Source organism: Lysinibacillus cavernae, from assembly GCF_009724685.1.
GTDB lineage: Bacteria > Bacillota > Bacilli > Bacillales_A > Planococcaceae > Lysinibacillus > Lysinibacillus cavernae.
Genome location: NZ_WMEF01000036.1, coordinates 1 through 667 on the forward strand (window position 1 = coordinate 1; position 667 = coordinate 667).

Below are 667 nucleotides of genomic sequence, written 5' to 3' on the forward strand. Positions count from 1 at the left end.
CCAGTAGAACCAGTAGAACCAGTAGAACCAGTAGAACCAGTAGAACCAGTAGAACCGATATCACCAGTAACCCCGGTAGCGCCAGTAGCGCCAGTAGAACCAGTAGAACCAGTAGAACCAGTAGAACCAGTAGAACCAGTAACACCAGTAGCGCCAGTAGAACCAGTAACACCAGTAGAACCGATATCTCCAGTAGAACCAGTAACACCAGTAGCGCCAGTAGAACCAGTAACACCAGTAACACCAGTAGAACCAGTAACACCAGTAGAACCGATATCTCCAGTAGAACCAGTAACACCAGTAGCGCCAGTAGAACCAGTAACACCAGTAACACCAGTAGAACCAGTAACACCAGTAGAACCGATATCTCCAGTAGAACCAGTAACACCAGTAGCCCCGATGGAACCAGTAACCCCGGTAGCGCCAGTAGAACCAGTAGCGCCAGTAGAACCAGTAACACCAGTAGAACCGATATCTCCAGTAGAGCCAGTAGAGCCAGTAGAGCCAGTAGAGCCAGTAGAGCCAGTAGAGCCAGTAGAGCCAGTAGCCCCAGTAGCCCCAGTAGAACCAGTAGAGCCAGTAGCCCCAGTAACGCCAGTAGCTCCGATAGCACCAGTAGCGCCAGTAGCCCCGATAGCGCCAGTAGCGCCAGTAGCGCCAGTAACCC

1 protein-coding gene is annotated in these 667 nt (G+C 51.9%); it reads left to right on the forward strand.

All coding sequences use genetic code 11. From position 1 onward, the window contains the following. A partial coding sequence (locus GJU32_RS22955; RefSeq protein WP_155594163.1) for a DUF4573 domain-containing protein occupies positions 1–667 on the forward strand: 667 nt, incomplete at both ends.